This is a genomic window from Bradyrhizobium sp. USDA 4516, from assembly GCF_054055915.1.
In genome coordinates this window covers 2,162,077-2,187,683 of record NZ_JBSRXT010000001.1, presented here as the reverse complement: position 1 = coordinate 2,187,683, position 25,607 = coordinate 2,162,077, and the positions used below count along the sequence as shown (strand labels likewise).

Below are 25,607 nucleotides of genomic sequence, written 5' to 3'. Positions count from 1 at the left end.
AGCGAAATGACCGATCATCTCGACGACTATCTGAACGCCGTCGCCGGCGCGATGGCGTTGCCGCTGGAGGACGCCTGGCGTCCGGCGGTGCGCGCCAATCTCGACGTCTCGCTGCGACTGGCGCGGCTGGTCGATGATTTCCCGCTGCCGGACGACGTCGTGTCGGCCGCCGTCTATTCGACCTGAGACCCCGATGTCCGAAACTCCCGCTTCCATGTCGGCCGCCGAGATCGCGCAGGCCGTCTCAAACCGCAAGATCACGGCTCTTGCCGCGACCGAGGCTGCGCTGGCGCGGATCGCCGCGCATGACAAGGTCCTCAATGCCTTCACCGACGTCACCGCCGATCGCGCGCGCGCCAGGGCCAGCGCGGTCGATGCCGGGATCGCCGCCGGTCAACCGGTCGGCCCGCTCGCCGGCGTGCCGTTCGCGGTCAAGAACCTGTTCGATGTGCAGGGCCTTCCGACCCGCGCCGGCTCGAAGATCAACCGCGACCTGCCGCCGTCGCCGCGCGATGCGACGCTGATCGAGCGGATGGAAGCGGCCGGTGCGGTGCTGGTCGGCGCGCTCAACATGGGCGAATACGCCTACGACTTCACCGGCGAGAATGTGCATGACGGCCCGTCGCGCAATCCGCATGATCCGGCGCGAATGACCGGCGGCTCCTCCGGCGGCTCGGGCAGCGCCGTCGGCGGCGCGCTGGTGCCGATCGCGCTCGGCTCCGATACCAACGGCTCGATCCGCGTGCCGTCGTCATTCTGCGGCACGTTCGGTTTGAAGCCGACCTACGGCCGGCTGTCGCGCGCGCGGTCCTATCCGTTCGTCGCCAGCCTCGATCATCTCGGCCCGCTGGCGCGCAGCGTGAAGGACCTCGCGCTCGCCTACGACGCCATGCAGGGGCCTGATGCCGATGATCCGGCCTGCATTGTGCAGTCGGTCGAGCCGACCGTGCCGTTGCTTGCCAACGATATTGGCGGGTTGCGGGTTGCGATCGCCGGCGGCTATTTCCAGCAGAATCTGTTTCCGGAGGCGGCAGAGGCGGTCGCGCGTGTCGCGAAGGCGCTCGGTGCCGCGCGGATCGTGGAGCTTCCCGAAGCTGCGCGCGCTCGCGCCGCGGCCTACATCATCACCACGACCGAGGGTGCCGCGCTGCATCTCGATCGCCTGCGCAAGCGTCCCAACGATTTCGATCCGGCGGTGCGCGACCGTCTCATTGCGGGCGCGATGGTCCCGGCGGTCTATGTCGACAAGGCGCAGAAATTCCGCCGCTGGTATCGCGCGAAGGTGCTGGAGCTGTTCCAGTCGGTCGACGTGATCCTGGCGCCGGCGACGCCGTGCACCGCGCCGAAGATCGGTCAGGCCAGTTTCACGCTCGACGGCGTCGAGCTTCCGGTGCGCGCCAATATCGGCATCCACACCCAGCCGATCTCCTTCATCGGTCTGCCGGTGGTCGCCGTGCCGGTGCCGCTTGAGCCGCTGCCGATCGGCGTGCAGATCATCGCGGCGCCCTGGCGCGAGGACGTCGCGCTGCGGGTCGCCTATGCGCTGGAACAGATGGGCGTTGCGGCCGCGCCGGCGCCGAGAGGACTCTGATATGGAAATCGATATTCCCGACGTCGTCGCCGAGGTCACCGCGCAGTTCCAGCGATATGAGAGAGCGCTGGTCTCGAACGATGTTGCGGTGCTCGACGAGCTGTTCCGCGACGACCGCCGCACGCTGCGTTACGGCATTGGCGAGAACCTCTATGGCTATGCCGAGATCATGGCGTTTCGCGCCGGACGCTCGCCGGTCGGGCTGATGCGCAAGATCGAGCGGACCGTGATCACGACCTATGGCCGCGACACCGCGATCGCCTCGACGCTGTTCTACCGGGACAGCGCGCCGGGCAGAGTGGGGCGGCAGATGCAGACGTGGATTCGCTTCCCCGAGGGCTGGAGAATCGTCGCCGCCCATGTCAGCGTCATCGACGAACCCAAAGGTGCTTGAAGGGCGCTTGAGGATGAGCCTGGAAGATCTGCCGCAGGGCGCAGAATCCGAGATGACGGTGCGCCGCATCGATCGGCCGTCGTCGCTGGTCGACAAGGTCACCCGTGCCGAAGAGCTGCGGCTGCAACTCGCCGACGAGATCGTGCGTGGCACGCTGCCGCCGGGGGCCGGGCTCGATGAAACCGACCTTGCGCGGCGCTTCAACGTCTCGCGCACCCCGGTGCGCGAAGCGCTGCGGCAGCTCGCCGCCAGCGGCCTGATCGATGCCCGCGCGCATCGCGGCGCCGTGGTGGCGCGGCCCTCGCTTGAACGGCTCACCGGCATGTTCGAGGCGATGGCCGAGCTGGAGGCGATCTGTGCCGGCCTCGCCGCCGAGCGGATGACGGCGGCGGAGCGCCACGCGCTGGAAGCGATCCACGAGGAGTTGCGGGTGCTGAGCTACACCGGCAATCCCGAGCGCTTCCATGAGGTCAATGAGCGCTTCCACAACGCGATCTATGCCGGGTCGCAGAACGCCTACATCGCCGAGATCACTTTGGCGACGCGGGTGCGCGTGCAGCCGTTCCGCCGCGCCCAGTTCCGCAACCTCGGCCGTCTGGCAAAATCCCACGCCGAGCACGACCGCGTCGTCGTCGCCATCATGCGCGGCGACAAGACAGGCGCCGCCGCGGCGATGCGCGCCCATATCGAGCAGGTGCGCGGGGAGTACGAGACCTATGCGGTGTCGGTGTAGTGGCCCTCGCAGGATAGGCGGCATCTTCTGTTTGAACGGTTTACGAGGTTAAGCTTCTAGTGCTGACCCTTTGTCAGACCACAACGTTTTGCTGCCGGTCTGCGCTGACTGCATGCGACTTAAGGTCTAGTTCTTATCCCCTGCAATGTGCAACCGCAGCTTGTGTTCGGGCGACTCCATGAAATAATACGCGATCAAACTGGCGCAAGCCACGCTTGTACAGGCGTTTGTGTATATCTACTTTGATGCGTCTCGCGGCGTGGCTGATTTATCTGGGCAAACGAATTGCCAATACCGCAAAGTGGTACGATCGATTTGCGTGCGGCCGCCTTCAGGATCACATCAAGGTCACCGTCGCTAGCCTGAACGCATTTATCAAGAAGCAACCGGACCGGCGACTTTGATAGCGCCGTCGCGTCAACATTGATGAGAGGGTCTGAATAGGCGCTCGCTTTCCCGAACGGCTAGGCTTTCGCCCTCTCCGCCATGAATGCGCGCCAGCCGCCATAGGCGGAAATGTCCTTCGCGCCCTGGATCGCGGCGGGCTCGACGATGAAGCCCTTGGCCTGCCGTCCGTCGGCGAGCCTGATCGTGCCGATCGACAGCGGCGGCGGGATCGCGGCGACGAATGTTCCGAATGCTGCCGGTGACATCGCCCATAGTTCGAGCTTGATCACATGACCCGCTCCGGTCTCGACACGCAGCATGCCGGGCTTCGGCGGCGTGGTGTCGAGTGCGTAGAGCCTGTAGTCCGGTGCGGTGACCGCGTCTTCCAGCAGGCGCGCATCGAGCGTCGTCAGCTCGTGGTTCAGCGCCATGCCGGAGAGATGCGCGCCGACCACCGCGATGGTGATGTCGTCGGAGCCGGCCTGCGTCGGTGTGGCGGTGAGCGGCGGCTGCGGAAGTGAATTGGCGCCGAGCGCCAGTCCGGTGTCGGCGTGAAACACGCGGCCGATGCCGGCAAGCTCGGCGTCGCGGCCGGCGCGCGCGAGCAGCGTGATGCCGAACGGCGCGCCGTCGGGCCGCATCGCTGCCGGCAGCGCCAGGCCGCACATATCGAGCAGGTTGACGAAATTGGTGTAGGTGCCGAGCCGCGAGTTCAGCTCGATCGGATTGGCGAGCACGTCAGCGGTAGAATACACGGTCGGGGCGGTCGGCAGCACGATCGCATCGAGTTGCGCAAGGCTGCGCTCGGCGATGCGGCGCAGCGCCTCGAGGCGGTACAGCGCCGAGAAGGTGTCCGCAGCGGTGGGGCGCGATCCGCCGACGGTGATCTCGCGCGTCACCGGATGGACCGCCTCGGGCGACGACGCGAGCAGGTCGCGGATCACGAGATACCGTTCCGCCACCCACGGGCCCTCATAGAGCAGCCGTGCGGTCTCGTAGAACGGCGCGAGGTCGAACTCGACGAGGTTGGCGCCAAGCGCCTGCCAGCGCTTGCACGCCTCGCCATAGGCCTCCTCGGCCTCGCGATCGCCGAAGAATTTCAACTGGCCGGTTTGGGGAATGCCGAGCTTCAGCTTGGCCGGAAAGCTCGCCAGCGGGGCCAGCGCCCGGTCGCGCGAATACGGATCGGACTGATCGGGCCCGGACATGACGGCGAGCGCGGCCAGCGCGTCGTCGGCGGTGAGCGAGAAGATCGAGACGCAGTCGAGCGTGCGGCAGGCCGGCACGACGCCGGTGGTCGAGATCAGCCCAAGGCTCGGCTTGAGCCCGACGATGTTGTTGAGCATCGCCGGCACGCGGCCGCTGCCCGCGGTGTCGGTGCCGAGCGACAGCGGCACCAGGCCCGCGGAGACCGCGACCGCGGAGCCCGAGCTCGACCCGCCCGGCACGAGATCGCCGCGCACCGGGTTCCTGGGAATGCCGTAGGGCGAGCGCACGCCGACCAGGCCGGTGGCGAACTGGTCGAGATTGGTCTTGCCGATGATGACGGCGCCGGCCGCGCGCAGTTTCGCGACCACGGTGGAATCCTGCGCAGGCAGATAGGAGAACGCCGGGCAGGCGGCTGTGGTCGGCAGGCCCGCGACGTCGATATTGTCCTTCACCGCGACCGGCACGCCATAGAGCGGCAACGTCGGATCGGCGAGCCGCTCGGCCTCGGCAAGCGCGTCCTTCTCGTCGCGCAGGCTGATGAAGATGGCGGGGTCATTGTGCTCGCGGATGCGCTGGTAGCTGCGCGCCACGGTTTGGGCCGGCGTCATGGTCCCGGCGCGGTGCGCGGCGACGATCGCGGCGACAGTTTCAGTCACGTGCTTGGCCTCATCTCGTGAGCGGGAGGCGTCGGACGCCATCCGCAAGGGAATTGCAGCCTGATCGAAGCAAGCAATGTGCCATTGTGTACAATTCGCCCGCGTCCGTTGCGAGGCGGATTATTGCACAATATCAGTTGCTTGAAACGCTCGTCGGGAGCGAGCGCAGGCTGGCCTGAGAGCGTGTCTGCCCAATTTAGAGGCAAATCCGGTCAGGCCGAAGTCTCGTCGCGAGGTCAGGTGAAGCAGGCGAGGATCTGCAGCAGCTGTTCGCGATTTTCCTTGCCGATCTTCTCGGCGACATGCCGCTCATGCTCGGCGGCGAGCCGCTTGAACTGCGCCAGCGCGGTCTTGCCGCGCGCCGTCAGATGCAGCGCATGGGAGCGGCGGTCGGTCGCGGAGGGGACGCGGCTGACGAAGTCGCGGTCTTCCAGGCTGTCGAGCAGATGCACCAGCCGCGCGCGCTCGATCCCGAGCCGCTTTGCCACCGCCATCTGGCTGAGGCCCGGATTGGCCCCGATCACGGTCATCACCGAATACTGGGTTGGACGGATATCGACCGTCGCCAGCGTCTTGATGAAGTCCTGAAAGATCCAGAGCTGGAAGCGCCGCACCGCATAGCCGGCGTGACCGACCAGCGCGTCGAGGCCGATGTCGTCGCCGGCCTCGCCGCCGGGCGCCCCGCCATTTGCTCTGTGCGACCGGGGGCGGCGGATTGCTGCTACCGTTCCTGCCGCCTTGCGCGATGTCTTTTGCTGGCTCGCCATGAGCTCAGGCTAGCGCGCCCAAGGCGAGAGGGAAAGATTGTTGTTGACGACAACAATTGATGTCCGCAACATTATCACCAAAGAGCCCGGCCAGGACCGCGGCGCCGCACCATGTTGCGGCGCGATCCCGCAAAGACACGGGCGAGGAGGAAACCATGACGATGGCCGCCGCCAGCGGAGACAATCCGAGCAGCCTGTTCGCGACGCCCGCGATCGTTGCGGATCGCCGCGACGACGGCAGCATCCTGGTTCGCTCCACCACGCCGCTGAAGCAAGGCGCCCGCTGCGTCGGCGACTGGCTGGAGCATTGGGCGCGGCAGGCGCCGGATCGCATCTTTCTCGGCGAGCGCGCCAATGCCGATGCGCCCTGGAGCACCGTCAGCTATCGCGACGCGCTCGGCATCGTGCGGCGGGCCGCATCGTGGGTGCTAGCGCAAGGGCTGAGCACGGAACGTCCGCTCGTCATCCTCTCCGACAACGGCATCGATCACGCGTTGTTCGCGCTCGCCGCGCAGCATGTCGGCGTGCCCTCGGCCGCGATCTCGCCGGCCTATTCCTTGATGTCGAAAGACTTCGACAAGCTGAAGAGCATGATCGAGCTGCTCGACCCCGGCGCGATCTACGTCGCAAGCACAAGGCCGTTCGCGGCGGCGCTTGCCGCAATCAAGCCGCTGCATCGCGCAACCATCGTCAGCGGCAATCCGAACGACGCCGACGCATTGTCGTTCCGTACCGTCGCTGCCACGCCGGAAGCGCCCGGGGTCGCCAAGGCGTTCGCGGCGGTGACGGCGGACACGATCGCAAAATTCCTGTTCACCTCGGGCTCGACGGGCACGCCGAAGGCCGTGATCAACACCCAGCGCATGCTGACCTCGAGCCAGCAAGCCAAGGCGCAGACCTGGACGTTCCTGGAGCAAGCGGGCGAGGAACTGGTGATCCTGGACTGGCTGCCGTGGAGCCACACCTTCGGCGCCAACCACAACTTCAACCTGGTGCTGCGCAACGGCGGCACGCTCTATATCGACGGCGGCAAGCCGGCGCCCGGGCTGTTCGCGACCTCGCTGGCCAACCTGCGCAGCGTGGTGCCGACGGTCTATTTCAACGTGCCGCGCGGCTTCGACATGCTGATCGCGGCGCTGCGCACCGACGACGAACTGCGCAGAAAATTCTTCGAGGGCACCAAATTCGCCTTCTATGCCGGCGCGGCGCTGCCGCAGAATCTGTGGGACGCGCTGGAGGAATTGTCGCTGCGGACGGTCGGTCGCCGGCTGCCGATGGTGTCGGCCTGGGGTTCGACCGAGACCTCGCCGCTCGCGACCGATTGCCACTTCCTGGCCAAGCGCTCCGGCAATATCGGCGTGCCGATCCCCGGCACCGAGCTCAAGCTGGTGCCGTCGGGCGACAAGCTCGAGGTTCGCGTGCGCGGGCCCAACGTCACGCCGGGCTACTGGAAGGCGCCCGAGCTGACCGCTGAGGCCTTCGATGCCGAGGGTTTTTACAAGATCGGCGACGCCGTCACCTTCGCCGATCCCGCACGGCCCGATCTCGGCCTGTTCTTCGACGGCCGCGTGGCGGAGGATTTCAAGCTCAATTCCGGCACCTGGGTCAGCGTCGGCACCTTGCGCGTCGCCGGCATCGCGGCGCTGGCGCCGCTCGCGCAGGACATCGTCGTCACCGGCCATGGCCGCGACGAGGTGCGCTTCCTGGTGTTTCCGAACCTCGCCGCCTGCCGCGCGCTGGCAGGGCTGCCCGAGGGCGCCGATCCGCGGGAGGTGATCGGCCATCCGGCGGTTCGTGCTGCGGTTGGGCGGGGGCTGGCGACGCTGAAGGCGCAAGGCGGCCATTCCTCCGGCCATGCCACGCGCGCGCTGCTGCTGGCCGAGCCTGCCTCGGTCGACGGCGGGGAGATCACCGACAAGGGCTACATCAACCAGCGCGCCGTGCTGACGCGCCGCGCCGCAGCAGTGGCGGTATTGGAGGACGACGGGTCGGGTGAGGCGATCGCCTGCGCGGGCGTGTGAGGCGATTTGTGCATCTGACGCGCCAGCAGCGCGCCGCGTACACTGCCGTCGTCCCTGCGGAAGCAGGCACCCATACTCCGCGGCCGAAATTGTGAACAAAGTTCGTCGTTCCGCCGACATGCGATAATCAGCATTTGTGGTTATGGGTCGCGGCTCGGAGGCCGGGACGACACTGCGTTTGTGGCACGGATCATCCAAGTTTCAGCTGTCCAACCCGCCAGGTCCCCGCTGCTTCCACTTGCCGCGCTGCACGCGGCTGCGTTTTTAGTTGCCATAGCAACTAAGCTGTGCGAGTTTCCGCACCCATAGGGACAGGGCCGGTCAACGGCCACGCGTTTGGGAGGAGAATGTTGCGCAGCACGGCGCGAACGGCACGCATGGAAGATCGGGCGAATACTGTGGGGGCGCAGCGCGGCGACCATGGCACGGCTGCGCCGTCAGGTCGTGCCTTGCCCGGTGACGGCGCCGAGATTCTCGTGCAGCCGGCGCAGCAGCTCGATCAGCACCTCGCGCTCGTCCTTCTTCAGGCACGCCAGCAGCCGCCGCTCGCGCTCCAGCGCCGCGACGATGACCTTGTCATGGACGGCGCGGCCGCGCGCGGTCAGCGTAATCGAATGGGTGCGGCCGTCGTCCGGAGCGGTGCGGATGGTCAGCAGGCCGCGCTTCTGCAATGCCGCGAGGTTGCGGCTGACCGGCCCTTTGTCGAAGCCGATCACTTGGCAGATCCGGGAAGCGGGAATCCCCGGCTCGATCGCCAGTTGCGAGATGATCCGCCACTCGGTGACGTTGACGCCGAAATTCTTCTGGTAAAACGCGGTGGCGCTGTTCGACAGCTTGTTGCCGATGAAGGTGATGAACGCCGGCACATAGCGATCAAGGTCCAGCAGCGGGCCGTCACTGGCGTCTGCGGGATCGGCCGGTCTCGGCCGGCGGGGCTTTCGGGGGAGGGGCTGGCTGCTCATCTCTCAAATCATCGCTGCGAAACTGTCCGGGAGCAATAGATATGCGGCCCGTGTTGACAAGATCAAACCTCGGGAGGTCCCGATGACTGCAACAGAAGCTGCGTCCGTCCCGCATCTCGACGTCGATCCGTTCGCGCTCGAGTTCTTCGCCGATCCATTCCCGACCCATGAGCGGCTGCGCGAGGCCGGGCCGGTGGTCTATCTCGACAAGTGGAATGTCTATGGCGTGGCGCGCTACGCCGAGGTCCATGCGGTGCTGAACGACCCCGCGACCTTCTGCTCCAGCCGCGGCGTCGGCCTCAGCGACTTTTCAAAGGAGAAGCCGTGGCGGCCGGCGAGCCTGATCCTGGAGGCCGACCCGCCCGCCCATACCCGGACCCGCGCCGTGCTGAGCACGGTGTTGTCGGCGACCGTGATGAAGCAGCTTCGCGGGCAATTTGCCGCCGCCGCGGAGGCCCGCCTCGATGCGCTGCTGGAGAAGCGCAGGTTCGACGCGATCGCGGACCTTGCGGAAGCCTATCCGTTGTCGATCTTCCCGGATGCACTCGGCCTGAGGCCGGAGGGCCGCGAGCATCTGCTGCCCTACGCCAGTCTGGTGTTCAATGCCTTCGGCCCGCCGAACGAGCTCCGCAAGGAGGCGATCGAGCGCTCGGCGCCGCATCAGGCCTATGTTGCCGAGCAATGCCAGCGCGACAATCTCACCCCGGGCGGCATCGGCGCCTGCATTCACGCCCATGTCGATAGCGGCGCCATTACCGCTACCGAGGCGCCGCTGCTGGTGCGCTCGTTGCTGTCGGCCGGTCTCGACACCACCGTCAACGGCATCGGCGCCGCCGTCTACTGCCTCGCCCGCTTCCCCGACCAGTTCCAGAAGCTGCGCGCCGATCCGACGCTGGCGCGCAACGCCTTCGAGGAAGCCGTGCGGTTCGAAAGTCCGGTCCAGACTTTCTTCCGCACCACGACGCGCGACGTCGAGCTCAGTGGAGCCAGCATTCCTGAAGGCGAGAAAGTGCTGATGTTCCTGGCAGCGGCCAATCGTGATCCGCGCCGCTGGGAAGCGCCCGATAGCTATGACATCACCCGTCGTACGTCGGGCCACGTCGGCTACGGTTCGGGCATCCATATGTGTGTCGGCCAGCTCGTCGCCCGCCTCGAAGGGGAGGTGATGCTGGCGGCGCTGGCGCGTCGTGTCGCCAGGATCGACATCACCGGCGAGCCGAAGCGCCTTTTCAACAACACGCTGCGCGGGCTCAGCAGCCTGCCGGTCGAGATCACGCCGGCCTGACGAGACGCTCAAGACCAGCAAAAGGTCGATTGAGGAAACATGGGAGGGAGACGATGAGGGGCTTCGGGGTTGGGCGATCTAGGATTGGACTTGCGCTGGCACTGGCCTGCGCCGCGGGCAGCGCACGCGCGGAGATTTCCGGCGACGTGGTCCGCGTCGGCGTGCTCAACGACATTTCCGGCATCTTCCAGGACACCAACGGCATGGGTTCGGTGGAAGCCGCGCGCATGGCCGCGGAAGATTTTGGCGGTGGCGGCAAGGGCATCAAGGTCGAGATCGTCTATGCCGATCACCAGAACAAGGCCGACGTGGGCTCTGCGATCGCGCGCAAATGGCTCGATGTCGAAGGCGTCGATGCCATCGTCGACGTGCCGAACTCGGCGGTCGGGCTCGCCATCAACACCATCCTGCGCGACTCAAGGATGACGTTCCTGGCGTCGTCGACCGCGAGCTCCGATCTCACCGGCAAGTCCTGCTCGCCGAACACCATTCAATGGGTCAACGACGCCTGGGCCACCGGCAACACGACCGCGGCCGCGATGATGCAGCGTGGCGGCAAGGATTGGTACTTTGTGACCGTCGACTATGCCCTCGGCAAAGGCATTGAGGCCGAGGCGACCAACTACATCGAGAAGCACGGCGGCAAGGTTTTGGGCTCGAGCAAGCATCCGCTCGGCACCTCGGACTTCGCGTCGTTCCTGCTGCAGGCGCAGAGCTCGAAAGCAAAAGTGATCGGGCTTGCCAATGCCGGCGGCGACACCATCAACGCGGTGAAGCAGGCGGCCGAGTTCGGCATCCAGCAGGGCGGCCAGACCATGGTGGCGTTCCTGCTGTTCGTGAACGACATCCACGGCATGGGCCTGAAGGTCGCGCAGGGCCTGCAGCTGCTGGAAGCCTTCTACTGGGACATGAACGACGACACCCGCGCGTTCGCAAAGCGCTTCGCCGCCCGTCCCGGTATGAACGGCAAGATGCCGAGCGGCAACCAGGCCGGCGTCTACGCCTCGACGCTCGCCTACCTCAACGCGGTTGCCGCCACCGGCAGCGACGACGCCAAGGCGGTGGTGCCGCAGATGAAGACCTTCAAGGGCAAGGACAAGCTGTTCGGCGACACCACGATCCGCCAGGACGGCCGCGTCATCCATCCGATGTATCTGTTCGAGGTGAAGAAGCCGGAGGAGTCGAAGTACCCCTACGACTATTACAAGCTGATCGCGACCATCCCGGCCGACCAGGCGTTCCGCCCGCTGGCCGATGGCGGCTGCTCACTGGTGAAGTGAGCTCTTCGCCGCGAATGCTGCTGCGCTCCCTCTCCCCTTGTGGGAGAGGGCTGGGGTGAGGGGTATCTCTCCACGCGGCGTACGGACCGGAGAGACCGCAACCCCTCACCCGGATCGCATTGCGCTTCGCTTCATGCGTTCCGGCCTCTCCCACAAGGGGAGAGGCGGACCGAATGTGCGATGCGCTGTTCGTGAACTCGCTACGCCGCCTTCGAGCCCGCCACCTTCACCCGCGCCAGCATCTCGGCCGCCGTCATCACATGTGCCGTTGAGAATGCGAGGATCGTCAGCGTGGCGCGGTGTACTTCGTCGGCGGACAGCGCGCCCTGGCCGACATCGGGATAGTCGAACGTGCCGGTCGCGTCCGACAGGAAGACGACCTTGTAATTGTGGAACATGGCGTCGCGCGCGGTGGCGTGGCAGCAGTTCTCGGTCGTGGTCCCCGAGATGATCACCGTGGTGATGCCCCATTCACGCAGGATGAGATCGAGATCGGTGGCGAAGAACGCGCTGTAGCGGTGCTTCTTGATGACGTGCTCGCCGGGGGCGGGGGCGAGGTCGTTGAAGATCTCGACGCCCTCGCTGCCGTCGACCAGCGACGACCGGTCGGCGATCGGCGAATAGAGATCGTCATAGAGCCCCATGTCGCTGCCGTCGCGGCGATGCACATGCGCGGTGTAGATGACGCGGATGCCCTTGTCACGGCAGGCCTTCAGGGTCTGCGCCAGCCGCGGCACCATGGCGGCGGCCTGCGCCGAACGCAACTTGGCGCCCTCGGCCACGAAATCGTTCTGCATGTCGACGACGATCATGACGGTTCGCGCCGGATCGATGATTTCGCATTGGTAGCCCATGTGGTGTCTCCTCCTGGTGAGAGACAATTTCTACGCCGGTTCCCGCGATCGTTCTTGGCTGCGCCGGCCAGTCGCTGGTCTCTGCTTGCCAGAAGGGAGGGCTGGACGCAGAATGTCGCGCTGCCGGGTTGGGCGGGAGCAAGGTCCGATGCAGACCCCAGATCACACAGTCGTCGCGCAAACGCTTGTCGCGCCGGGTGACAGTTTCGACCGCTGGCATCACGTCACCTGCCGCGAATTCTCGCTGACCGAATGCCGCCGCGTCGCCGACGAGGCGTTCCAGGCATCGATCTCGATCCGCCATCTCGGCCCGCTGGCCATCAACGACATCTGGTCGTCGACGCCGGCCGCCGACCGCATCCGGGTGATGCGCAGTGCGAGCGACGTCCGCAGGGATCCGCGCGACTATTTCATGCTGTGGCTCACGCTGCGCGGCGAGGTCAGCTTCGCCCAGGGCGGCCGCGACGTGCGCATGCGCCGGGGCGATCTGATGCTGCATGACCAGGCGCAGCCGTTCACGCTCGAATTCGCCCCGAGCGCGCGCGCGATCATGGTGTCGATTCCGCGGCCGCTGCTGCTCGCACGCCTGCCGGATGCGCAGCGCCTGACGGCGCGGCGGGTCGGCAACGCGTCGAAAGTGGGAGCGCTGGCGGGATCGCTGATCCGCCGGCTGACGCGGCTCGACGACGCGGCCGGACCTGCGGCGACACGGCTTGGCGCGGCGGCGCTCGATATTTTCGCAACCACGCTGCAGACCGAGCTGACGGACGAAGGGCCGCAGCGCGGCGACGAAAGGCTGGCGCGGGTCAAGGCCTACATGCTGGCCAATCTCGACGATCCCGGGCTCGATCTCGATGCGATCGCCACCGCGCAGAACATGGCGCCGCGCACGCTCAATCGCCTGTTTGCGCGCGAAGGCACGACCCCGATCCGATGGCTGTGGCAGCAGCGCCTCGCCGCCGCCTATCAGGCGCTGGCGGAGCGGCGCTTCAGCCATGTCACCGATGTCGCGCTGAGCTTCGGCTTCAGCGACGTCTCGCATTTCAGCCGCGCCTTCAAGGCCGCGTTCGGCCGCTCGCCGCACCAGGTGATGGGGTGAGAATGCGTACAGCGCTGAGAGGCTAAGACAGATTGTTATCCGTCATCCTGAGGTGCGAGCCTTGCGGCGCAATTGCGGCGCTGGGCGAGCTTCGAAGGATGTACGGCCACTAGCGGGGCCGTCGATCCTTCGAGACGCGCGTGCCGCGCTCCTCCAGCGACAAAGGCGGAGCCTTTGCGCGGGGATGACGGATAACAGGATAGCGCAGTGCCGAGCCACCTACTGCGCGACCTTGCTGCTGCCTTGCGTGATCAGCCGCGCGGCGCGCTGGTCGCGGGTGTGGATCCAGAGCCAGTTCATCGCCACCGCAATCCGATGCCGCACGCCGATCAGGAAGTAGATGTGGGCGAGGCCCCAAATCCACCATGCCAGCGAGCCGCGCAGCTTGAGCCAGCCGAAATCGATCACCGCTTTCTTCTTGCCGATCTGGGCGAGGCTGCCGGCATGCTTGTAGCGGAACGGCGGCAGCGTCTTGCCGTCGAGCCGGGCCTTGATCAGCGCGGCGACATAGCGTCCCTCCTGCTTGGCGGCCGGCGCGATGCCGGGCACCGGATTGCCGTCGGGATCCTTGATCGTGACGGTGTCGCCGACGGCGAAGACATCGGGATGGCCCGGCACGGTCAGATCCGGCTCGACCTGCAGTCGGTGGGCGCGATCGGCCGGTGCGTTCAGCCATTCGGCGGCGCGCGAGGCGCGCACGCCGGCGGCCCAGACGATGGTGCGCGCCTCCAGCCTCTTGCCGCCGAACACCACGCCGTCGGCCGAGCATTCGGTGACCGGCTCGCCCAGCATCACCTCGACGCCGAGTTTTTCCAGCGACGCCTGCGCGTAAGCCGAGAGATCGTCGGGGAAGCCGGCCAGCACGCGCGGGCCGGCCTCGATCAGCACCACGCGCGCCTTGCGCGTGTCGATGTGACGGAAGTCTTGCGGCAGCGTGTCCTTGGCGAGGTCGGCGATGGTGCCGGCCATCTCGACGCCGGTCGGGCCGGCGCCGATGATGACGAAGGTCAGCAGCGCCGCGCGCTTGTCCGGATCGGTCTCGCGCTCGGCGCGCTCGAAGGCGACCAGGATGCGCCGCCGCAGCGTCGTCGCGTCCTCCAGCGTCTTCAGGCCGGGCGCGAACGGCTCCCATTCGTCGTGGCCGAAATAGGCGTGGCGCGCGCCGGTGGCGAGGACCAGCGTGTCGTAGGGAATGCTGCCGCCGTCGTCGAGCGCTACCCGCTTCGCCGCGGCATCGATGCCGCAGACATTGGCGAACAGCGTCGTCACCTCGGGCCGGTCGCGCAAGAGATAGCGGATCGGCCAGGCGATCTCGCTGGTGGCAAGCGAAGCGGTCGCGACCTGATAGAGCAGCGGCTGGAACAGATGGTGGTTGCGACGGTCGATCAGCGTGATCTCGACCGGCGCCCATCTGAGACCGAAAGCGGCTTCCAGGCCGCCGAAGCCGGCGCCGACGATCACCACGCGATGAGGTTTGGCCGGCGCTTGCGTCATCTGATGTCGCTCCCGGTTTCGAACGGCTTCGTCGTTTGATTATGTATTCATTCGCAGCCCCATTCCAACACGAAATGCCTGATCGCCCGATAGCAAAACCCAATCGCCGCAAGCTTCACGCATCCTGCGGCGCGGCCGCGGCCACGGCCCGCCGCCGCATCGGCAGGAACAGTCCCGCGACCGCGCCGGCGAATGACAGCGTTGCGGCAAGGCTCATCGCCGACGCGAATCCGTTTGCGAAATGACCGGATGAATCGGCTGCGCCATTGGCGGAGAAGCTCGCCACCAACGCCGCGATACCGAACATGCCGCCGAGGAAGCGGCCCATGTTGAAGACGCCCGAGGCCTTGCCCATCTCGCTGACGGCGACCGCGCCCAGCACCGCGTTCTGCGCGGCCGGCATCGCCATCGATACGCCGACGCCGGCGAGCACCAGCGGCGCGACCAGCGCCGAATAGGGCACTGCGGGGCTCACGATCTCGCTGATCCAGCCGAGCCCGATCGCCTGCATCAAGAGGCCGGTGACGACCAGCGTGCGCTCGCCGAACCGGTTGACCGCGGCGCCGGCGATCGGCGCGGTGACGAACAGCGTCGCCGTCCACGGCAGCAGACGCAGCCCGGCACCGAAGGCGTCGAAGCCGAGCGCGATCTGCAGGAACTGCGGCAGCAGGAACAGCACGCCATACATCGCGGCGTAGAACAGCACGCTTGCGGCCATGCCTGACGCAAACGGCCGTGCCGCGAACAGCCGCATCGGCACCATCGGGCTTGTGGCACGCAGCTCCCACAGCACGAACAGCGCCGCCAGCGCGACGCCGGCGATCAGCGCGCCCGTCACTTCCGCGCTGGCCCAGCCGACGCCGTTGCCGCGCAGCAGGCCCCAGACCAGCGCCAGCGCCGCGAGCGCGACCAGCGTGAGGCCGGTGATGTCGAGCGGCGCCGTCGGCCCAAAACTTTCGCGCAGGCGCGTGATCACAAGGGCGATCGCGATCAGGCCGACCGGTAAGTTGATCCAGAAAATCCAGCGCCAGCCGAGATGTTCGGTGATGAAGCCGCCGATCGCGGGACCTATGATCAGCGCGCATCCGGTGATGCCGCTGAAAATGCCGAGCGCGCGGGCGCGCTCCTCCCGGCCGAACGCGCCGCTCAGGATCGCCATCGCCAGCGGCATCACCAGTGCCGCGCCCGCGCCCTGCAGGGCGCGGGCGGCGATCAGGGCCGCGGCGTTGCCGGCCAGCGCGCAGGCCGCGGACGCCACGACGAACAGGCCGATCCCGGCCGCGAACATCCTGCGCCGCCCGAAACGGTCGCCGAGCGCCGCGCCGGTCAGGAGCAGCACCGCGAAGGTCAGGTTGAAGGCATTGACGGTCCATTGCAGCGTCTCCACGGCGCTTCCGAAATCGGCGCGGATGGTGGCGAAGGCCGTGGTCATGATCATGGCGTCGAGCGCCATCATGAAGGATGCCAGCGCGGTGAGGCCGAGCACCCAGCGCTGTTCGGCGCGCTCTCGAGGGGTCTGCATGGTCGTTCTCCGTTGCCGCGCCGCGAGATTGCGGCGCGCTTCGCCGGCAAGGACGAACCGGAACGGGCAAAGGATGCGGCCGAAGTTTTTTTTGCCGGACCGCATCCTTTGGCGGTTCGCGAACGTCCTTGGGTCTGAGGCGGCCGGTTCAGGCCGCAGAACCAGGCCAAGGAGGCTGCGATGAGACGGACCCTGATCAGGTACAAGGCGAAGCCGGAGATGGCGGAGAAGAATGCCGCGCTGGTGTCGGCCGTGTTCGCCGAGCTGAAGGCGGCGAGGCCCGACGGCGTGCGCTATCTGACCCTGCGGCTGGAGGACGATACCTTCATCCACATGGTCGAGACCACGGCCGAGGACGGTTCGAGCCCGATCCCGAAACTGGCCGCGTTCCAGGCGTTCCAGGACGGCATCCGCGATCGTTGCGCCGAGCCGCCGCTGGTTCGCAGTGCGGTGATTGTCGGGAATTATCGTATGCTGGATGAGCCGTGAACCGGCGGGCAGTGCACCGATCTGGCGGAGCCATCATGACGTCACCACACCAAGCGCCGGCCGCGACCGACGTCGACACGCTGTTGGCGGCGATGCGGCCGAGGCTGCATCGCTACTGCGCCCGCATGGTCGGATCCGTCATCGACGGCGAGGATGTGCTGCAGGACGCGCTGATCAAGGCGGTGGAAGCCTTCGGGTCCGCCGCTCCGATCCAGAATCCGCAAGCCTGGCTGTTCCGGATCGCGCACAACACCGCGCTCGATTTCCTCAGGCGGCGCAACCGCCAGGAAGCGCTCCACGCGCCGGAGGAGGTGGACATGATGGCCGGAGAGCTCGATGACGTCGGCCGCCGCGAGATCGCCGCGACCGGCCTGCGCACCTTCATGCGCTTGCCGGTGGCGCAGCGTTCCAGCGTGATCCTGATGGACGTGCTCGGCTGCTCCCTGCAGGAGATCTGCGGCATCATGGATTTCAGCCTGCCTGCAGTGAAAGCCGCGCTGCACCGTGGACGCACGCAGCTGCGCGAGTTTGCCGCCGAGCCGGACGACGCGCCGCGGCCCGGCCTGTCGCCGGCCGATCGCGTCAGGCTCAACGCCTATGTCAGCCATTTCAACGCCCGCGACTTCGACGCCATCCGCGCCATGATCGCCGATGACATCAGGCTCGAGCTCGTCAACCGCACGCGGCTGAACGGCAAGGCCGAGGTGTCGCGCTACTTCGGCAATTATTCGAAGATCGACGACTGGCACTTGGTGACCGGACAGGTCGAGGGACGCCCCGCGATCCTGGTGTTCGATCCGACCGCTCTGGACACGCCGCGATCGTTCATGCTGCTCGACTGGTCGGCCGACAAGGTTGCGACGATCAGGGATTTCCGCCACGCGTCCTATGCGATCGACGGCGCCGAATGGGCGGTGGATAAGGGGTGATCGGCTTTCGCCGCCAGCCTTTGGCTCAGTGATCGCGCGGCAAATTCCGCGTCGTCCCGGACAAGCCAACGGGTCGGCGCGAAGCGCCGCCCGATGACAGGCTCCGCGCGATCCGGGACCGATAACCACCAATGGGAATCGTCTTGGTCGCTGGGGCCCCAGCGGTCTTCAACACCCTGATCCTGTGGTTATGGGTCCCTGCTTTCGCAGGGACGACGGCTGCTACCGCGTCTTTCCGCCGAATTCGCCGTTGGCGATCCGCGCGACGCGGCTGCCGCCTGTGGCCGGCGTACTGCGTCTTTCGAACGGGCCATCGCCGCCGGTCTCGCGCGGCGATGGCGGGGCTTCTTCGTAATAGCCGCCGCTCCGCCAGACCAGCAGGACGATGTTCATTGCGCCATTGACGGCGGCGCCGACCACCGTTTCGGTGTGCTGATAGGTCAGCGCATATTCGGGAAATCGTCCGGCAATCGCCCTGTCGAGCACGAGGAGGGCGATCCATGCCGCCATCACGCAGACCGGATCCCAGCCCATGTCGCGCACCCGCATCGATTGCAGCATGAAGCAGATGACGAGCATGCCGTAGAAGGCAATGACCAGCACGGAGTTGCTCGATGCCTGCGCCAGCAGCACGTCCATACTGCCGCTCGCCGGTGCGTTGCCGGTGACGCCGTAGACCAGCATCATAAAGCCGAGGCCCACCACGAAGGTGCAGAAGAAGAAAGCCAGTCGGCCCATCCGGGCATTGAAGCCGAAGATGTAATTCAGCATGTGACGCACCCCTTTGGCGGCAGCGTCGGCCAGGGATGCTTTCCGGACCATGAAGCCCGCAGGCGCTTGCCGGCCTGTGGTTTCCGGGTGCTTTACCGGATCGTTAAAGCCTGCTGCAGTGCGGGCGTGGGTCGTTGCGGAAGGCCGGTGCCTGCGACAATCGTTGCCCACGCAACCGGCATTATATTTCTTGCCATGGTCGATTTAGACGAATTATGATGCAAGGTGCTGGGGTATGCGCCGAAGGTTCTAAGTCAGCGCCGTCGGTTCATGCTTGCTGCAGACTTGCGATATCGCGCACAAAATACGTCACAGAACGACGCGCGCAAAGCGTGACCCCCGGGCCCTCGTGATCGAGCCTCGTGGGATCTTTGGTTGAGGAGGGGAGTGAATATGAAAAAGGCATTTTGGCTGGCAGGCGCCATGGCTGTGGCGCTGGCGCAGCCCGCGATGGCGGCTGACAGCGTCAAGATCGGCTTCGTCTCGACCTTCAGCGGTCCGACCGCCGTGATCGGCAACGACATGCGCAATTCCTTCGAGCTCGCGCTCGACCATCTCGGCCGCAAGATCGACGGCAAGCCGGTCGAGGTGATCTACGAGGACGACCAGCAGAAGCCGGATGTCGGCAAGCAGAAGACCGAGAAGCTGGTGCAGTCCGACAAGGTCGACTTCATCGTCGGCTACATCTGGTCGAACGTGCTGCTGGCGTCGCTGAAGACCGCGGTCGATTCCAAGACCTTCCTGATCTCGGCCAATGCCGGTCCGTCGCAGCTCGCCGGCGAACTGTGCTCGCCTTACGTGTTCTCGACCTCCTGGCAGAACGACCAGACCCCGCAAGCGGTCGGCACCTACATGAACCAGAAGGGCGTCAAGTCGGTGTTCCTGATCGGCCCGAACTACGCCGCGGGCAAGGACATGCTGGCCGGCGTCAAGAGCACGTTCAAGGGCCAGGTCGTCGGCGAGGAATATACGGTGTGGCCGAGCCAGCTCGACTTCTCCGCCGAGCTCACCAAGGCGAAGAACTCCAAGGCCGAGTCGATCTTCGTGTTCTATCCGGGCGCGGCCGGCGTGCAGTTCCTGAACCAGTATGCGCAGGCCGGCATCAAGCAGCAGATTCCGCTCTACACCGCCTTCACCATCGACGAATTGTCGCTGCCGTTGCAGAAGGACAATGCGCTCGGCGTTCCCGGCGCGCAGCAATGGGTCAACGACCTGCCCAACGAGGAGAACAAGAAGTTCGTCGCCGACTACCGCAAGAAGTATCCGGGCCTGCGGCCGACCTTCTACGGCGCACAGTCCTACGACGCTGCCAACCTGATCAACAGCGCCGTGGTCGCGGTGAAGGGCGACCTGACGAAGAAGGACGCGATGAAGGCCGAGATGGAGAAGGTGAACTTCAAATCGGTGCGCGGTCCGTTCAAGTACGGCAACAACCACATTCCGATCCAGAACTTCTATCTGCAGGACGTGGTCAAGGACGCCGAGGGCCAGCTCTCGCTGAAGACGGTCGCGACCATCGTCAAGGACGACCAGGACCGCTTCCACGACAAGTGTCCGATGAAGTGATTGTCGGGCGTCTTTTTGGCGCGCGGCTTGCTTCTCTTTACCTCGCCCCGCTCTTGCGGGGAGAGGTCAATCGCGAAGCGATTGGGTGAGGGGCTCTTTCCCGGCATTCGGTTTGCGGAAAGAGCCCCTCACCCCAACCCCTCCCCGCAAGAGCGGGGCGAGGGAGAACCCGCAATGTGCAATGCGGCGGCGTGCTTGCGCTGCCGCTGTTTTGTTTCAGCCCGGTATGAAGGATCCATGTATCTCGTCGTCGAACAACTGCTGAACGGCCTGCAATTCGGCCTCCTGCTGTTCCTGCTGGCGGCCGGGCTGACGCTGGTGTTCGGCATCATGGACTTCGTCAATCTGGCGCACGGCTCGCTCTACATGATGGGCGCCTATTTCGCGGCGACCTTCGTGGCCTGGACCGGTAGCTTCGTGCTCGGCGCGCTGATGGCGCTGGGCGCCACGCTGCTGCTCGGCTTCGCGCTGGAATATGTCGCGCTCAGGCATCTCTATGGCCGCGACCATCTCGACCAGGTGCTGGCGACGTTCGGTCTGATCCTGTTCTTCAACGACGCCGTCCGGCTGATCTGGGGCCCGGCGGGCCTCGCGCTGCCGCTGCCGGCCTGGCTCACCGTGCCGGTGCAGATCATTCCCGGCGTTTACTATCCGGCCTACCGCCTCATGATCATCGTGGTCGCGCTGGCGGTCGCAGCAATGCTCTATCTCGTCGTGATGCGTACCCGCATCGGCATGCTGATCCGCGCCGGGGCCTCCAACCGCGAGATGATCGGGGCGCTCGGCATCAACATCAAGCTGCTGTTCACGCTGGTGTTCGGCCTTGGCGCGGCGCTCGCCGGCCTCGCCGGGCTGATGCAGGCACCGATCCTCACCGTGCAGATCGGCATGGGCGAGAACATCCTGATCCTGGCCTTCGTCATCATCGTGATCGGCGGCATCGGCTCGATCCGCGGCGCGTTCATGGCCGCGATCTTCGTCGGCATCATCGACACGATGGGCCGCGCCTTCCTGCCGGACCTGCTGCGCAAGGTGCTAAGCGGGGCGGCGGCGTCCACCGCGGCGCCGGCGCTGTCCTCGATGCTGATCTACCTCCTGATGGCCATCATCCTTGTGCTGCGGCCCGAGGGGCTGTTCCCGGCGGCCAAACGATGATGCGAAAGCTCAACGTCTCCAATGCGGTCGCGGCGCTGATGTGTGCCGCCCTGATGCTGCTGCCGTTCTATTCGGCGGTCACGGGCAATATCTTCATCCTCACGCTGTTCACCCGGATCGTGATCTTCGCGCTCGCCGCCGCGAGCCTCAATCTGATCATGGGCTATGGCGGCATGATGAGCTTTGGCCACGCCGCCTATCTCGGCATCGGCGGCTATGCCGTCGGCATCCTCGCCGCCGAGGGGGTCGGCTCCGGCTTCATCCAGTGGCCGGTGGCGCTCGCCGTCTCGGCGCTGTTTGCGCTGCTGATCGGCGCGCTCTCGCTGCGCACCCGCGGCGTCTACTTCATCATGATCACGCTGGCCTTTGCGCAGATGGCCTACTACATCGCCTCCGCGCTGTCGCGCTACGGCGGCGACGACGGGCTCACCGTCTACAAGCGCAGCGATTTCGCCGGTCTGATCAACCTGTCGGATCGCAACCAGTTCTATTACCTCTGCCTGGCCTGCCTGTTCGGCGGCCTCTACCTGATCTGGCGCATCGTCAATTCGCGCTTCGGCCTCGTGGTGCAGGGCGTCCGCTCCAACGAGCAGCGCATGCAGGCGATCGGTTTCCATGCCAACCGCTACCGCTTGGTCTGTTTCGTGATATCAGGCACGATCTGCGGCCTGGCCGGCGCGCTGCTGGCCAACAACACCGATTTCGTCAGCCCCGCCGTGATGTACTGGACGCGCTCCGGCGATCTCATGGTGATGGTGATCCTCGGCGGCATGGGCTCGCTGTTCGGTCCCGTCATCGGCGCGATCGTCTATCTCCTGCTCGAGGAGCTGCTATCGCAGTTCACCGAATATTCGGGGCTGATCCTGGGCCCGGTGCTGCTCCTGATCGTGCTGTTCGCGCGCGGCGGCATCATGGGCCTGCTCGGGAGGATGCGCCGTGGTTGATTCCTTGCCTGATCCCTTGCTCCGCGTCGACAATCTGGTCCGCCGCTTCGGCGGCATCACCGCGACCGACAACCTCTCGATGGAGGTGGTGCCGGGCGAGTTGCACGCCATCATCGGCCCCAACGGCGCCGGCAAGACCACGCTGATCAGCCAGCTCACCGGGCAGGTGATGCCGAACTCCGGCACCATCCGCTTCGCAGGCCGCGACGTGACGAACCTGCCGTCCTACAAGCGCAGCCGCCTCGGGCTGGCGCGCTCGTTCCAGATCACCTCGCTGCTGAAGGATTTTTCCGCGATCGACAATGTCGCGCTGGCGGCGCAGGCGCATGACGGCCACTCGTTCCGCTTCTGGGGCAATGCGCGCAAGGAGCGGCATCTGCGCGAGGCCGCGCGCGCGGCGCTCGAGCGCGTCGGCCTCGGCACGCGCGCCGATATCGTGGTGTCGCAGTTGAGCCATGGCGAGCAGCGCGAGCTCGAGCTCGCGGTCGCGCTCGCCACCAGGCCGCAGCTGTTGCTGCTGGACGAGCCGATGGCCGGGCTCGGCGTCACCGAATCGGCGCGGATGGTCGCGCTGCTGAAGGAGCTGCGCAAGGAAGTCACCATCGTGCTGGTCGAGCACGACATGGAGGCGGTGTTCGCGCTGGCCGACCGCATCACGGTCTTGGTTTATGGCCGTGTCATCGCCTGCGACGTGCCGGATGCGATCCGCAAGCACGACGAGGTCAAGCGCGCCTATCTCGGCGAACAGCATGCGGTAACGCGCCATGGCTGATACCAGAATGGCTGAAACCCTGCTTGAAGTGGATGGCATCGAGACCTGCTACGGGCTGAGCCAGGTGCTGTTCGGCCTGTCGCTCCAGATCAAGTCGGGCGAGATGGTCGCGCTGATGGGCCGCAATGGCATGGGCAAGACCACGACGATCCGCTCGATCATGGGCCTGACGCCGGCGCGGTCAGGCGCCATCCGCTTCGCCGGCGAGGCGGTGCGCGGCCTGCCGTCCTACAAGATCGCAAAGCTCGGCATCGGCCTGGTGCCGGAAGGCCGCCAGATCTTCCCCAACCTCACGGTGCGCGAAAATCTCGTCGCCGCGTCGGGCAATCGCTTCAGTGCCTCCGATCCTTGGACCATCGACAGGATCCACGCGCTGTTTCCGCGGCTCGCCGAACGCACGAACAATATGGGCGTCACGCTGTCCGGCGGCGAGCAGCAGATGCTGGCGATCGGCCGCGCGCTGATGACCAATCCGAAATTGCTGATCCTCGACGAGGCGACCGAGGGTCTTGCGCCCCTGATCCGCGACGAGATCTGGAGCTGCCTGTCGATGCTGAAGGAGCGCGGGCAGTCGGTGCTGGTGATCGACAAGAACGTCGGAAACCTCGCCCGCATCGCCGACCGCCATTACATCATCGAGCGCGGCCGCACGGTGTGGAGCGGCACCAGCGAGCAGCTGCTCGCCGAGCCGGATCTGCAGCACAAGTATCTCGGGATTTGAGCAGCAAGCATTGCCGTATCGCCGTCATCCTGAGGAGCCTGCGTAGCAGGCGTCTCGAAGGATCGATGGCCCGGCTGGTGGCCGTGCATCCTTCGAGACGCGCTACGCGCTCCTCAGACTCTCAGGATGACGGATCAGAGAGGCGGGCTGCCGCGGCTTATCGTGAAGAGCCTCGCAGCAGTCGTTTCGCTGCGTCGGCCGCTGCTGCTGCATAGGCGCGATCGCCATGCACCAGCATCAGGGAGATCGCGCCCTCGGACAGCAGCCAGATCTCGCGTGCGCGGCGGTCAGCCTCGCGGACGCCGGCGCGCTTCAGCAGCGCGCCGAGATGGGTTTCGAGCAAGGCCTTGTGCCGGCGCGCAATTGCGCGTGCGGGATGGCCAGGGAGATCGGCCAGCTCGATGACCAGCCTGGTGAATCCCGAGCCGGCCCATCGCGGCCTGTCCGCCCAGACCGCGAGGTCGCGGAACAGACCGTCGATGATCGCCGCCGGCGAGCCGGACAGCTTGTCGCCGAACGTCGCGAACGCGGCCAGGGCCAGTTCGTTCTGAGCTTCGAGCACGAAGGCGAGCAGCTGATCCTTGCTTTGAAAATGATTGTAGAGCGTGCGCTTCGTCACCCTCGTCGCCGATGCGATTTCGTCCATGCTCACGCGGCTATATCCGCGCTGTCGAAACAGGACGTATGCGGCAGCAAGGATGCGCCGCCGTGTCGGTTCTGCAGATCGCGCCATGCAGTCACCTCTTAAATATACCGGGTAGTGAATTTACATCGGTTGAAAAACCAATTGGAATGGCTTCCGGGATTTTTCGGCCCGCGCCAGCCAGCTTCCTCGCGCTGCGAAAGCCATTGCCATGCCCGATTCGTTGACGCTCAGAGAAATCAAAGCTCGTCCGGTGGTGCTCAAGCTGAAGCGGCCCGTGGTCGCGCGCATTGTCACGATATCAGAGTGGCCGCTCGTCCTCATCGATCTGGTGACGGAGGAGGGCATTGTCGGGCGAAGCTATCTCGAGCCTTACATCGTGAAATCGCTGCGATATCTGGTTCCGGCGTTGCATGATCTCGGCGAATTGCTCAGAGGTCGGAGCGTGGCGCCTGTCGAGTTGTTCGAGGCGGCGCGCAAATCGCTTCACTTTGTCGGCTATGAGGGATTGTCGATGATCGCGGCGTCGGGCCTCGACATGGCCGCGTGGGATGCGTTGGCGAAAGCCGCAAACAAGCCGCTGTGCGTGCTGCTGGGGGCGACGGTCGGCGCCGTGAGATCCTACAATAGCAACGGCCTTTGGCTGAAGGAGCCGGCCGCCGTCGCGGCCGAGGCTTTGGAATTGCGCGACGAAGGAGGGTTCTCAGCCCTGAAATTGCGCCTCGGCAGAAGCGATCCGCGCGAGGATCTGACGACCCTTGACGCCGTTCGAAAAGCAGTCGGGGATCGGATGCATTTGATGGTGGACTACAACCAGGGCCTAAATCTCGCCGAAGCCATCGAGCGGTGCCATACGATCGATGACTATGGCCTCGACTGGATCGAGGAGCCCGTCGTCTATGACAATCTTGACGGGCACGCCCGACTGGCGGCGGAGCTGAAGACGCCGATCCAGATCGGTGAGAACTTCTATGGTCCGAGGGAGATGCATAAGGCGATCGCGAGAAAGGCCTGCGACCTGGTGATGCCGGATTTCATGCGTATCGGCGGAGTGACGGGCTGGATGCGGGCGGCTGCGATCGCCGGCGCCGCGGGTATCCCCATCTCAACGCATCTTTATCCGGAAGTCGCCGCTCACGTCATGCGCGCAACCGAGACCGCTCACTGGTTGGAATGGCAGGACTGGGCCGATCCGATTCTCGAACGGCCGTATGAAATCAAGGATGGTCTTTTGCATATTCCCGACACGCCTGGTGTCGGTCTGGAATGGAACGAAGCGGCCGTCGCGGCTCACCTTGCAAGCGTCTAAAGCGCGATGAGATTGGGTTGAATCGTCATCGCGCTTTAGCTCTTTGTTTGAGCA

24 protein-coding genes are annotated in these 25,607 nt (G+C 65.8%); 16 read left to right on the top strand and 8 right to left on the bottom strand.

Annotated features, from left to right (window positions below; all coding sequences use genetic code 11):
- Nucleotides 1-6 precede the first annotated feature (6 nt).
- Genes ACVI1L_RS10200 through ACVI1L_RS10185 form a run of 4 tightly spaced genes read left to right on the top strand, consistent with a single transcriptional unit; the run spans nucleotide 7 to nucleotide 2,718 of the window.
- Nucleotides 7-186: a DUF4089 domain-containing protein gene (locus ACVI1L_RS10200; protein WP_456782807.1), complete on the top strand. Its 180-nt coding sequence runs from the start codon at nucleotides 7-9 to the stop codon at nucleotides 184-186.
- Nucleotides 187-193: 7 nt separating this feature from the next.
- Nucleotides 194-1,591: an AtzE family amidohydrolase gene (locus ACVI1L_RS10195; protein WP_456782806.1), complete on the top strand. Its 1,398-nt coding sequence runs from the start codon at nucleotides 194-196 to the stop codon at nucleotides 1,589-1,591.
- A 1-nt stretch (nucleotide 1,592) separates the two neighbouring features.
- Nucleotides 1,593-1,985, top strand: coding sequence for an oxalurate catabolism protein HpxZ (hpxZ, locus tag ACVI1L_RS10190; RefSeq protein WP_168859043.1), 393 nt, complete (start codon nucleotides 1,593-1,595; stop codon nucleotides 1,983-1,985).
- Between the two features lie 13 nt (nucleotides 1,986-1,998).
- A complete protein-coding gene (locus ACVI1L_RS10185) occupies nucleotides 1,999-2,718 on the top strand; it encodes a GntR family transcriptional regulator (RefSeq protein WP_057019483.1) in 720 nt (239 codons plus the stop codon).
- A gap of 464 nt (nucleotides 2,719-3,182) precedes the next feature.
- On the opposite strand, the gene atzF is transcribed toward ACVI1L_RS10185, so the two are convergent.
- The gene (gene atzF / locus ACVI1L_RS10180; RefSeq protein ID WP_456785534.1) at nucleotides 3,183-5,012 is read right to left on the bottom strand and encodes an allophanate hydrolase; all 1,830 of its coding nucleotides are present in this window, start codon (nucleotides 5,010-5,012) and stop codon (nucleotides 3,183-3,185) included.
- Between the two features lie 194 nt (nucleotides 5,013-5,206).
- Entirely contained in the window at nucleotides 5,207-5,737 is a 531-nt protein-coding gene (locus tag ACVI1L_RS10175; RefSeq protein WP_456782805.1) for a MarR family winged helix-turn-helix transcriptional regulator, read from the bottom strand.
- A gap of 155 nt (nucleotides 5,738-5,892) precedes the next feature.
- Here ACVI1L_RS10175 and ACVI1L_RS10170 point away from each other — a divergent pair, with 155 nt between their 5' ends.
- Nucleotides 5,893-7,758, top strand: a complete 1,866-nt coding sequence (locus ACVI1L_RS10170; protein ID WP_456782804.1) for a feruloyl-CoA synthase — start codon at nucleotides 5,893-5,895, stop codon at nucleotides 7,756-7,758.
- Between the two features lie 437 nt (nucleotides 7,759-8,195).
- Here ACVI1L_RS10170 and ACVI1L_RS10165 read toward each other — a convergent pair whose 3' ends face one another.
- Nucleotides 8,196-8,720 carry a MarR family winged helix-turn-helix transcriptional regulator gene (locus tag ACVI1L_RS10165; RefSeq protein WP_082653966.1) on the bottom strand — a complete coding sequence of 175 codons (525 nt, stop codon included), beginning with the start codon at nucleotides 8,718-8,720 and terminating at the stop codon, nucleotides 8,196-8,198.
- Nucleotides 8,721-8,802: 82 nt separating this feature from the next.
- On the opposite strand from ACVI1L_RS10165, the gene ACVI1L_RS10160 reads away from it, so the two are divergent.
- Nucleotides 8,803-10,005 (top strand): cytochrome P450, encoded by a 1,203-nt coding sequence (locus ACVI1L_RS10160; protein ID WP_141339779.1) that lies wholly within the window; start codon nucleotides 8,803-8,805, stop codon nucleotides 10,003-10,005.
- Nucleotides 10,006-10,058: 53 nt separating this feature from the next.
- Nucleotides 10,059-11,285: an ABC transporter substrate-binding protein gene (locus ACVI1L_RS10155; RefSeq protein ID WP_456782803.1), complete on the top strand. Its 1,227-nt coding sequence runs from the start codon at nucleotides 10,059-10,061 to the stop codon at nucleotides 11,283-11,285.
- Between the two features lie 200 nt (nucleotides 11,286-11,485).
- On the opposite strand, the gene ACVI1L_RS10150 is transcribed toward ACVI1L_RS10155, so the two are convergent.
- Complete coding sequence (locus ACVI1L_RS10150) at nucleotides 11,486-12,139, bottom strand: isochorismatase family protein (protein ID WP_253588699.1); 654 nt, start codon at nucleotides 12,137-12,139, stop codon at nucleotides 11,486-11,488.
- Nucleotides 12,140-12,287: 148 nt separating this feature from the next.
- On the opposite strand from ACVI1L_RS10150, the gene ACVI1L_RS10145 reads away from it, so the two are divergent.
- Nucleotides 12,288-13,238, top strand: coding sequence for an AraC-like ligand-binding domain-containing protein (locus ACVI1L_RS10145; RefSeq protein ID WP_141339776.1), 951 nt, complete (start codon nucleotides 12,288-12,290; stop codon nucleotides 13,236-13,238).
- Nucleotides 13,239-13,457: 219 nt separating this feature from the next.
- On the opposite strand, the gene ACVI1L_RS10140 is transcribed toward ACVI1L_RS10145, so the two are convergent.
- Together ACVI1L_RS10140 and ACVI1L_RS10135 are read right to left on the bottom strand one after the other, a co-directional pair.
- Nucleotides 13,458-14,732: an NAD(P)/FAD-dependent oxidoreductase gene (locus ACVI1L_RS10140; protein ID WP_456782802.1), complete on the bottom strand. Its 1,275-nt coding sequence runs from the start codon at nucleotides 14,730-14,732 to the stop codon at nucleotides 13,458-13,460.
- 115 nt (nucleotides 14,733-14,847) lie between these two features.
- Nucleotides 14,848-16,254 (bottom strand): DHA2 family efflux MFS transporter permease subunit, encoded by a 1,407-nt coding sequence (locus ACVI1L_RS10135; protein WP_456782801.1) that lies wholly within the window; start codon nucleotides 16,252-16,254, stop codon nucleotides 14,848-14,850.
- A gap of 180 nt (nucleotides 16,255-16,434) precedes the next feature.
- On the opposite strand from ACVI1L_RS10135, the gene ACVI1L_RS10130 reads away from it, so the two are divergent.
- Both ACVI1L_RS10130 and ACVI1L_RS10125 read left to right on the top strand, forming a co-directional pair.
- Complete coding sequence (locus tag ACVI1L_RS10130) at nucleotides 16,435-16,743, top strand: hypothetical protein (RefSeq protein ID WP_057019474.1); 309 nt, start codon at nucleotides 16,435-16,437, stop codon at nucleotides 16,741-16,743.
- Between the two features lie 35 nt (nucleotides 16,744-16,778).
- Nucleotides 16,779-17,672 (top strand): sigma-70 family RNA polymerase sigma factor, encoded by an 894-nt coding sequence (locus ACVI1L_RS10125; protein WP_456782800.1) that lies wholly within the window; start codon nucleotides 16,779-16,781, stop codon nucleotides 17,670-17,672.
- A gap of 222 nt (nucleotides 17,673-17,894) precedes the next feature.
- Here the strand turns inward: ACVI1L_RS10125 and ACVI1L_RS10120 are convergent, their stop codons facing one another.
- The gene (locus ACVI1L_RS10120; RefSeq protein WP_253588703.1) at nucleotides 17,895-18,443 is read right to left on the bottom strand and encodes a DUF805 domain-containing protein; all 549 of its coding nucleotides are present in this window, start codon (nucleotides 18,441-18,443) and stop codon (nucleotides 17,895-17,897) included.
- A 393-nt stretch (nucleotides 18,444-18,836) separates the two neighbouring features.
- Here ACVI1L_RS10120 and ACVI1L_RS10115 point away from each other — a divergent pair, with 393 nt between their 5' ends.
- The 5 genes from ACVI1L_RS10115 to ACVI1L_RS10095 all read left to right on the top strand — a co-directional run bounded on the left by ACVI1L_RS10115 (nucleotide 18,837) and on the right by ACVI1L_RS10095 (nucleotide 23,601).
- Nucleotides 18,837-20,009 carry an ABC transporter substrate-binding protein gene (locus tag ACVI1L_RS10115; protein WP_076831021.1) on the top strand — a complete coding sequence of 391 codons (1,173 nt, stop codon included), beginning with the start codon at nucleotides 18,837-18,839 and terminating at the stop codon, nucleotides 20,007-20,009.
- A gap of 237 nt (nucleotides 20,010-20,246) precedes the next feature.
- On the top strand, nucleotides 20,247-21,164 hold the full coding sequence (locus tag ACVI1L_RS10110; protein WP_456782799.1) for a branched-chain amino acid ABC transporter permease: 918 nt from the start codon (nucleotides 20,247-20,249) through the stop codon (nucleotides 21,162-21,164).
- The gene (locus tag ACVI1L_RS10105; RefSeq protein WP_456782798.1) at nucleotides 21,161-22,108 is read left to right on the top strand and encodes a branched-chain amino acid ABC transporter permease; all 948 of its coding nucleotides are present in this window, start codon (nucleotides 21,161-21,163) and stop codon (nucleotides 22,106-22,108) included. The genes ACVI1L_RS10110 and ACVI1L_RS10105 overlap by 4 nt, the downstream gene beginning before the upstream one ends.
- A 4-nt stretch (nucleotides 22,109-22,112) precedes the next feature.
- Entirely contained in the window at nucleotides 22,113-22,880 is a 768-nt protein-coding gene (locus ACVI1L_RS10100) for an ABC transporter ATP-binding protein (RefSeq protein WP_168858701.1), read from the top strand.
- A gap of 7 nt (nucleotides 22,881-22,887) precedes the next feature.
- Complete coding sequence (locus ACVI1L_RS10095) at nucleotides 22,888-23,601, top strand: ABC transporter ATP-binding protein (RefSeq protein ID WP_456785533.1); 714 nt, start codon at nucleotides 22,888-22,890, stop codon at nucleotides 23,599-23,601.
- Between the two features lie 157 nt (nucleotides 23,602-23,758).
- Here ACVI1L_RS10095 and ACVI1L_RS10090 read toward each other — a convergent pair whose 3' ends face one another.
- Entirely contained in the window at nucleotides 23,759-24,334 is a 576-nt protein-coding gene (locus tag ACVI1L_RS10090) for a TetR/AcrR family transcriptional regulator (protein ID WP_028340504.1), read from the bottom strand.
- A 121-nt stretch (nucleotides 24,335-24,455) separates the two neighbouring features.
- Here ACVI1L_RS10090 and ACVI1L_RS10085 point away from each other — a divergent pair, with 121 nt between their 5' ends.
- Nucleotides 24,456-25,553 (top strand): enolase C-terminal domain-like protein, encoded by a 1,098-nt coding sequence (locus tag ACVI1L_RS10085; RefSeq protein WP_456782797.1) that lies wholly within the window; start codon nucleotides 24,456-24,458, stop codon nucleotides 25,551-25,553.
- Nucleotides 25,554-25,607 lie beyond the last annotated feature (54 nt).

Bases quoted from the DNA above. Each gene is read 5' to 3' on its own strand.
- ACVI1L_RS10200 (WP_456782807.1), top strand. From the start codon at position 7: ATGACCGATCATCTCGACGACTATCTGAACGCCGTCGCCGGCGCGATG.
- ACVI1L_RS10195 (WP_456782806.1), top strand. From the start codon at position 194: ATGTCCGAAACTCCCGCTTCCATGTCGGCCGCCGAGATCGCGCAGGCC.
- hpxZ (WP_168859043.1), top strand. From the start codon at position 1,593: ATGGAAATCGATATTCCCGACGTCGTCGCCGAGGTCACCGCGCAGTTC.
- ACVI1L_RS10185 (WP_057019483.1), top strand. From the start codon at position 1,999: ATGAGCCTGGAAGATCTGCCGCAGGGCGCAGAATCCGAGATGACGGTG.
- atzF (WP_456785534.1), bottom strand. From the start codon at position 5,012: ATGGCGTCCGACGCCTCCCGCTCACGAGATGAGGCCAAGCACGTGACT.
- ACVI1L_RS10175 (WP_456782805.1), bottom strand. From the start codon at position 5,737: ATGGCGAGCCAGCAAAAGACATCGCGCAAGGCGGCAGGAACGGTAGCA.
- ACVI1L_RS10170 (WP_456782804.1), top strand. From the start codon at position 5,893: ATGACGATGGCCGCCGCCAGCGGAGACAATCCGAGCAGCCTGTTCGCG.
- ACVI1L_RS10165 (WP_082653966.1), bottom strand. From the start codon at position 8,720: ATGAGCAGCCAGCCCCTCCCCCGAAAGCCCCGCCGGCCGAGACCGGCC.
- ACVI1L_RS10160 (WP_141339779.1), top strand. From the start codon at position 8,803: ATGACTGCAACAGAAGCTGCGTCCGTCCCGCATCTCGACGTCGATCCG.
- ACVI1L_RS10155 (WP_456782803.1), top strand. From the start codon at position 10,059: ATGAGGGGCTTCGGGGTTGGGCGATCTAGGATTGGACTTGCGCTGGCA.
- ACVI1L_RS10150 (WP_253588699.1), bottom strand. From the start codon at position 12,139: ATGGGCTACCAATGCGAAATCATCGATCCGGCGCGAACCGTCATGATC.
- ACVI1L_RS10145 (WP_141339776.1), top strand. From the start codon at position 12,288: ATGCAGACCCCAGATCACACAGTCGTCGCGCAAACGCTTGTCGCGCCG.
- ACVI1L_RS10140 (WP_456782802.1), bottom strand. From the start codon at position 14,732: ATGACGCAAGCGCCGGCCAAACCTCATCGCGTGGTGATCGTCGGCGCC.
- ACVI1L_RS10135 (WP_456782801.1), bottom strand. From the start codon at position 16,254: ATGCAGACCCCTCGAGAGCGCGCCGAACAGCGCTGGGTGCTCGGCCTC.
- ACVI1L_RS10130 (WP_057019474.1), top strand. From the start codon at position 16,435: ATGAGACGGACCCTGATCAGGTACAAGGCGAAGCCGGAGATGGCGGAG.
- ACVI1L_RS10125 (WP_456782800.1), top strand. From the start codon at position 16,779: ATGACGTCACCACACCAAGCGCCGGCCGCGACCGACGTCGACACGCTG.
- ACVI1L_RS10120 (WP_253588703.1), bottom strand. From the start codon at position 18,443: ATGCTGAATTACATCTTCGGCTTCAATGCCCGGATGGGCCGACTGGCT.
- ACVI1L_RS10115 (WP_076831021.1), top strand. From the start codon at position 18,837: ATGAAAAAGGCATTTTGGCTGGCAGGCGCCATGGCTGTGGCGCTGGCG.
- ACVI1L_RS10110 (WP_456782799.1), top strand. From the start codon at position 20,247: ATGTATCTCGTCGTCGAACAACTGCTGAACGGCCTGCAATTCGGCCTC.
- ACVI1L_RS10105 (WP_456782798.1), top strand. From the start codon at position 21,161: ATGATGCGAAAGCTCAACGTCTCCAATGCGGTCGCGGCGCTGATGTGT.
- ACVI1L_RS10095 (WP_456785533.1), top strand. From the start codon at position 22,888: ATGGCTGAAACCCTGCTTGAAGTGGATGGCATCGAGACCTGCTACGGG.
- ACVI1L_RS10090 (WP_028340504.1), bottom strand. From the start codon at position 24,334: ATGGCGCGATCTGCAGAACCGACACGGCGGCGCATCCTTGCTGCCGCA.
- ACVI1L_RS10085 (WP_456782797.1), top strand. From the start codon at position 24,456: ATGCCCGATTCGTTGACGCTCAGAGAAATCAAAGCTCGTCCGGTGGTG.